Genomic DNA, 7,161 nt, shown 5'->3' on the forward strand with positions numbered 1-7,161 from the left:
AAAACTCCAGATTGCCGTCCGGCAAGTACCGCGCAAGGTCGCCGGTCCGGTAAAGCCGGTCGCCTTCCACAAAGGGACTGGCGATGAACCGCTCCGCGGTCAGCTCGGGCCGGTTCAGGTAGCCGCGCGCGACCCCCGCCCCGCCGATGTAGAGCTCCCCCACCGCCCCGAACGGAACGGGCGCACCATGACCGTCCAGCAGATAGACCCGCGTGTTCGCAATCGGGCGGCCGATCGGGAGCCGACGGAATGTCTCGTCAATTGCGGTGATCTCGTAGACCGTCGCAAAGGTCGCTGTCTCGGTTGCGCCATAACAGTGCAACAGATGTTGTGGTCGACTCCGGCTCAAAACCCGTGCCACTGCCGCCACATCAACCGCGCCGCCACCAACTAATAGCAATCGCAGACTTGCCAGCACCGGAGCCAAATGATCGGCGCTCTGGCTAAACAGCCCGGCTGTCAAATGCAGCACGGTAACGCCGTTCTGCTGAACCAGGCCGCGCAGCACCTCTGGCTGCAGCACACCAATGTATGGAATCACAATCAACCTCGAACCGTGTAGCAGCGGCGCCCACACTTCCAGCGTACTGATGCTAAAGGCGGGATTGCCTACCCAGGCCACACGATCACTCGACCTAAACTCCGCATACCCGTTGTTGATGACGAGCCGGTTGACAGCACGATGAGGAACCGCAACCGCCTTGGGAACGCCGGTCGATCCGGAGGTGTACATCACGTAAGCGGCAGCCTCGGCGGTCAATGCCAAGCCGGGATCGGTACTACATCCTGCTCCAGCCATGATCGGCTCAATGGCCAGAACAGGAATCGCAACCTCAACCTCGCCAACATTGTCAGTCCCTGTGAGCAACAAGCGCACAGCACAGTCGGTCATCATCCAGCTTTGTCGGCCAGATGGAAGACGGCGATCGATCGGTACATACACCCCGCCTGCCTTAAGAACTGCCAGTTGCGCCACCACAAGAGCAATGGAGCGATCCAACACCATCGCGACGCGATCTCCCAGCTTCACGCCGTGCGCGATCAAATGATGCGCGAGCCGGTTCGCCCGCGCATTGAGCTCGCCATAGCTCAGGCGCACGTCCGCATCGACCACCGCCACCGCATCCGGCGCTTTCCGCACCTCGGCCTCGAATAGCTCATGGATGCACCGCTCCGAAGGATAAGGCGCCGCCGTCCGGTTCAGCTCCTCCAAAAGGTAGGTACGCTCAGCGGACGACAGCAGCCCGATCCGCCCAACCGGCTGCTCCGCATCGGCCATCACCGCACACAGCAAATTTTGCAGATGTTGCGTCATACGGTCGATCTGCTCAGGCGCCAAGCGACTTGCATCAAAGTGCCATCGAAAGCTCCCATCCAGGGCGCAAACCTCAAACGTCAGCAAATCGCCAGACGGGACCGCTTCAGAACTCGGGCGCGAAGCCAGATCACCAGCAGCGGAACAGCCGTTTTCAGTAACCGTGACGCCTATGGGCCAGGGCCGGCACGATCGCAGCACCTCCATCCCCCGTAAGGCCGGGCAGCGCGCGATCAGATCCCCCGCAAAGCTATCGTGCTCCCTCAGCTCGGCGCATTCGGCCGCAACCGTCCCGCGCACCCGCGCAAATTCATGAGCAAGGTCAATGGTTATTTCCATTGGCACGACAGAAGCGACAAGCACCTCCACCGCCTTCAACCCGGCCCGCGACGCCTTCGGTGCGGGTGTCCACCCCAATTGAAGCTCTGATTCACCCGTGATGCGGGCGAGATAGATCAGTAAAGCACTCAGCAAGTACTCAGTGCGATCAACTGGCTCCAACTCGGCCAAAGCACTTGGAAACAGCCAGGAACTCGACTGTCGTCTGAGGGAAGCCACAGCTTCTGAAGATGACGGAAAGGGAAGCTGCAATGTCTTAAACCGCTCAAGCCGCTGTCGCCAAAAACTCTCTCGAGGCGCCAACATTTCATGGGCAACAGTGATGCTGCGTGCCTCGTCATCGCTTAGAATCGGGAGGCGATCGCCTTGATCCAGATCGGAGCGCCTTGCAAGTGCGCCCGCGTCCAACGCCTCACCATCCCAGCTGCAGAACCAAACATCAACATCCTCTGTACCTGTCGCCACACGCCAGTGGCTGGGATGGATTTCAAGCAGGCAACCTGCCGGAAAGCCCGAGCGCCGAGGCAGTACCTCCAAGCACATGACTGTGACAACGTCGTTCCCCACGAGAGCCTTGGGCAAACATAGCGGATTGGCATGATACGGCCCAAAGTCTAAGGCGCGCGCCATCGCCGATAGATCTTGCGCGGATCTATCCCATCGCAGACACCCCGAAGCATCCGGGCGGCGGCCCCCTGGGAAATAGCTTCTGTCCGCTAGCGCCTGCGAACGGGCGGGGAGCGTCCCGTTCGTTAAGCCAGTTAAAAGCTCACGGAATCCCTCGACTGCGGCTTCATAGCATTTGAGGTTCAGGCTTAACGCGGTGTCGGTGGGTCCAATCAGGACTTGGCGTTGAACCACCAGGTCACCCGTATCAACACCATGATCTATGCGATGCCACGTGATGGCATATTCGGTCTCTTGGGCCAGCAGCGCCCAAGACGTCGCATGCGTCCCAGCATAGCGTGGCAGCGGACCATCGTGGTAGTTGAACGCGCCTCGACGCACGCGTCGAAACACGTCTGCGGGCAATATGAACGGATTGGCAACGGAGAACATCCACTCCACCGGTTCGCTATTGACCAAGGCGGAGAACTCTTCAACATTCGCAACACACAAGATATCGGCGCGAGCAGCCCAATCGCGGAATAGGGCGTCGCCACACAATGCGGCGCCTATGACGTGGCCCATCTTTCTCGCCAGCAGCGCGCACCTGATAGCTAGCGTACCAGCACCGACAAAGACGGTAGAGCCGAATGGTACGGCCGCATCTCGTTGTCCGGCCCCGCCGCCGCGTTCGCTACGCGTCGAGGCCAACCCGCATGAGTCGTGATGTTCGTACCCCATGACAACACCTCCACGTGGGTGATCCGCGTGGCCACCGCGTTCAACGGTCCCGCGATCGACTGGTGAACCCCATAGCATCCGCTCGTGAACTGATGGGATCGGCGACACTTCGCGATTTACGTGGTCGCCCGTCACGCGCCGCAGCGTCTGGCGGAGACGCGCGCTGGCGTGCACCGCAGAAGACCGATGAGCCATCTTCACGCTCCAGCCTCTGCTCGATGTCCGCCAACTCTGCTTTACACCTGGCTACGTCCGATTGAGCGCGAATGAGCTCGACCTTGAGATCTTCTCGTCGTCTCAATCGTTCTCGAAGGTCCCAACTGTCCTGCATCAGCCCGTTGGCCATCTACGAGCGAACACCGGTCTGCGGCCAGCTGACAGCTTCGTAGGTTGACGCCTACCAGGTCGATCATCTTTAACTGCTCGCACCACTTCACTTCGAATGTAGTCCGCAGCACCTCTTTGACTGCCAGCATTCGTCCCGTACCGGGTACACAGGGCAATCCCGTCCTCGCCGGCAAACCGAAGCACCGTCAGATGAGAGCCTCGCCATGGAGGCGCGCGCGACGGACGCGGCGGCGTGGCATTTTGAATCAACCGATTCATCTGAGCTCTTGGATAGTCGCTGCGAGACCGGCATGGCCGTAACGGCCTTCCCTGCATCTCAAGCAACCGACGTGCCAAACGACGTTCTGCGATCTTTCCTGAAGAAACAATGCGCCTCTCGCCGCGCTGGCTGAATACTGCCGTCTTACTGTCGCGCTTGAGACGTCGACGTCTTCAACCAGACACAGCTAAACGCAACAACACGGACCGTCATTGGCGACGATCGCTGAAACGAGCAATTGTCCGAGATCACCCTTGCGGTTCAGAAGTCTCGCCGCCATTTTCGAGTGGCTCGTCATCGCGTGAGAGCATCGTGCAATAGAGATCACGCTGCCAACTCGCAAGGGCGGGGAGGTATCCTCTCAGTGAAGCAAGCGATCGGTTTGCTCGACTGAGGCAAACCGGGGCAGCCTGACTTTCATGGAAAAACAGCCGAAACAAAACCGGTATCATCGTGGCGTCATCGACTGCCGAAATGTGTAGATGGCCATTACCTCACGGCCGAACTCAGGGAAACCGCGAAACTCGCGTTGCCAATAGCGCTAACGCAGCTTGGGCAGATCGCGATGATGACAACCGATCTTGCCTACATCGGCCGCATCGGCACCGAGGCCGTTGCCGCTTGCTCAAGCGATGCATACGCTTTCCCTGATAGCGACCGGCTGCAGCGGTCCCTGGCGGCGCGCGCTCGCTGCTGTCCGTCGCAGCGAGGCGGCCGAGCTTATGCTCATTCCGCACAAGGCGACCGGGAAATCATATCTCGCCGACTTGCGGCCGGCTGTCTGCACCGGCTTGGTCGCTGATCAGCGGACGCAAACGACCGAGTTCGACCTGCTGGTGCGCAATGCGGCCGAGGCGGATTGCCGTAACGACGTGGAGCAAAGGCCGGATGCGGTCAGCGCAGCAGCCTGGTCGCAGAGCATCGCGGGCGAGGTTGAACGCGGGCGTCTTGCGCTGCTGATAAAAGAGGATTCATCCGTCGAACGAGCTTGCCTGTGGAACATTAGCTCCCTCCTAAGCACTGCTGCGATGGAGCGCCTTTGGCGCTTGCCCATGCTCTGCTGCACTCGGCCGGAATGTTCGCAGTTCGACAAAGAAGATCGCCCTGCATGGATTGATCGTGGTGTTGACCATGCTCGCATTGTGCACCATCGTGTTGGCCGGCGAGCTGACGGGGCCGGCAAAGGTCATCAGCACCGACAGCCTTGAAATTCACGGGACACGCGTTCGGCTCTGGGGCATAGATGCGCCGGACAAGACTCAAATGTGCCGAGATATCAAGGGCAATCTATATCTATGTGGCCTCAGGACCGCGAGCGATCTTGAAGGCTTCATTGCAAATCGCGAAGTCAGTTGCCTGTCAGCCCTGGAGGATGAGTGTGGACGGACGATGGCGACCTGTTCAGCTGATGGCACCGATCTCGGAGAATGGTTGGTGCGTAACGGTCTCGTGCTCGATTGGACGCGATATTCGAGGGGACGATACCACGCTGCGCAACGCGCGGCCGATCGTGCCGGACTGGGCTTATGGGCGGGCAGCTTTGCCGTACCTCGGTTATATCGAGCGTGCATTCGGTTAGGTGGTGGGCCAGCCGACTGCTCTGATGACGCGAATGCACATCCTTCCCCACACCAGACTCTGCGAGAATCGGCTCCGCGTGAGGTGGCAGTCACGGGCGAGCTGGCGTCGATCGGAAGTGAGTCAAGCTCACCACCGCCCCCAACCATCAAGGGAGTAAGATGGTCTCAAACTCTCGTAAGCGCCAACGGCGCAGGACACAAAGTCGCGAGCTCCGCAGCAACGACACCATCTCGGCCGTGATTCTTGAGAACCATGGACTCGCGGTCCTGCCAAGGCGCCGCCTTTTGAGTTCGAAAGAGGGCCGCATTCGCCTCAGAAGAATGACGGGGTTCTCCGGGTCCTAACAAGGCAAAGCGTGGCACGGAACAACAATCAGATTCCGCCGGGTAGAGGTTAAGCGGAAAGAAAGAAGGCCAGTGGTGTTCAAGGAACCACTGGGCAAGGTAGGCAACACCAATGTTGCTTGGAAGCCAGCCTACCTCCACTGCACTCGACTCTAACTTTCAGGTTTTGGTATGCCCCGAGCTCCCAGCTTGATTTCCAGAGGTCGCCAGATGCCGTCCAGCCAAAACGCATATACTCGCACTCAAATCTGACGGACCAATCAGGTATGAGCGCTTGCTCAACGCCGGCTCCGAGGATGCCATCGAAACGATGGTAGTCGAATTGCGGCCTTTGCCGCGGGAAGGCCACATAGGTCCCTTCTCGGACTTCGCTGCTGTTGGCAGTATCGGCCGCGATTGCCTTTCCAAGCCAGGGCTGCTCCGACGTAGGCCAGCGTTTGGCCGTGCGGGTAACAGGCGTAACACAACACGTGCGTTTTCGGTGACAAAGACGTGTGGACCTGCCTTGCAGGCGCCGATCACAACAATGCCAGAGAGGACGATACGACTGTTTATACGGCTGGAAACAGCATGGGTCGCTCACCACTGGCTCGAGATCCGCCGAATGAGCAACACCGCATGTGACGAGCGCAACGTACGCATACGACGAAGACCGCCTGATTGACGCATGCGCGCGGGCACGGCGAGCTCTATGATGGCGCTGCGTGAAGATCAGGCGGCCTGCTGATCGGCGGGCGTGTCGGCTTGGCGCAGGAGCTTCCATTCCCAGGGCAGCAGTTCGTGCAGACGCGATGCGGGAAGATCGGCGATACGGGCGACGATATCGGCGAGCCAGGCCTTGGGATCGACGTCGTTGAGGCGACAGGTCGTGATCATCGTCAGCATGATGGCGGCGCGGTCGGCACCGCGCAGGCTGCCGGCGAAGGTCCAATTGCGCCTTCCCAAGGCGATGCCGCGCAACGCTCTTTCGGCGGCGTTGTTGGTGAGGCAGATCCTGCCATCGTCGAGGAAGCGGACAAAGTCGTCCCAGCGCCTGAGCATGTAATTCATGGGCTTCAGGACCTCGGAGGAGCGCGAGAGGGGTTCGCGCTCGAGGAGCAGCCAGGCATGCATGTCCTCGAGAAGCGGCTTGCTCTTTTCCTGGCGCACAGCGCGCCGCTCGTCGGCGCCGCGGCCGTTGATGGCGCGCTCGATCTCGAACAAAGCGTCGAGGCGTCTGACCGCCTCCAACGCGATCGGCGAGACCGGTTTGCCCCTGTGGCCTTCCCGGGCGTTCTTCTCGATGTGGGCCAGCTCGAAGAAGCCCCGCCGCGCATGGGCAAAGCAAAACGCCGGCGTAATCGGCAGCACCTTCTTCTGCGGATCGAACAACGGCTCGAAGCCGTTGTAGCAATCAGCTCGCAGGATACCGGCGAAGGCGGCCAGATGCTTCTGTGGATGCTCGCCTCGACGGTCGCTCGAGGCGTAATAGACCGCCCGCCGGTGGCGCTGGCCCGGCGAAGGGCCGGTCATCCCGCACATATGTCCAGATCCGACCGGTCTTGCACTTGCCCCTTCGCCAGGATGCGGATGGTGGTGTCGTCGCCATGCAGGCGCTCGGCAGCAAGCACATGGCGCTCGATCAAGTG

The 7,161-nt window shown here is 60.3% G+C and carries 3 protein-coding genes and 2 pseudogenes; 3 read left to right on the top strand and 2 right to left on the bottom strand.

All coding sequences use genetic code 11. The features are described 5' to 3' along the window. A partial coding sequence (locus tag AC0L3P_RS38895; RefSeq protein ID WP_473309294.1) for an amino acid adenylation domain-containing protein occupies positions 1 to 2,845 on the bottom strand: 2,845 nt, incomplete at its 3' end. 1,229 nt (positions 2,846 to 4,074) lie between these two features. On the opposite strand from AC0L3P_RS38895, the pseudogene AC0L3P_RS38900 reads away from it, so the two are divergent. The 3 genes and pseudogenes from AC0L3P_RS38900 to AC0L3P_RS38910 form a co-directional block, all read left to right on the top strand. After that, positions 4,075 to 4,236: pseudogene (locus AC0L3P_RS38900) on the top strand (MATE family efflux transporter); the annotation flags it as partial. Positions 4,237 to 4,330: 94 nt separating this feature from the next. Then, positions 4,331 to 4,816 carry a hypothetical protein gene (locus AC0L3P_RS38905; protein ID WP_473309297.1) on the top strand — a complete coding sequence of 162 codons (486 nt, stop codon included), beginning with the start codon at positions 4,331 to 4,333 and terminating at the stop codon, positions 4,814 to 4,816. Then, positions 4,740 to 5,429 (top strand): thermonuclease family protein, encoded by a 690-nt coding sequence (locus AC0L3P_RS38910; protein ID WP_473309295.1) that lies wholly within the window; start codon positions 4,740 to 4,742, stop codon positions 5,427 to 5,429. The genes AC0L3P_RS38905 and AC0L3P_RS38910 overlap by 77 nt, the downstream gene beginning before the upstream one ends. 815 nt (positions 5,430 to 6,244) lie before the next feature. Here the strand turns inward: AC0L3P_RS38910 and tnpC are convergent. Then, positions 6,245 to 7,161, bottom strand: a pseudogene (gene tnpC, locus AC0L3P_RS38915) (IS66 family transposase); the annotation flags it as partial.

It is taken from the genome of Bradyrhizobium sp. WSM4874, assembly GCF_055811835.1.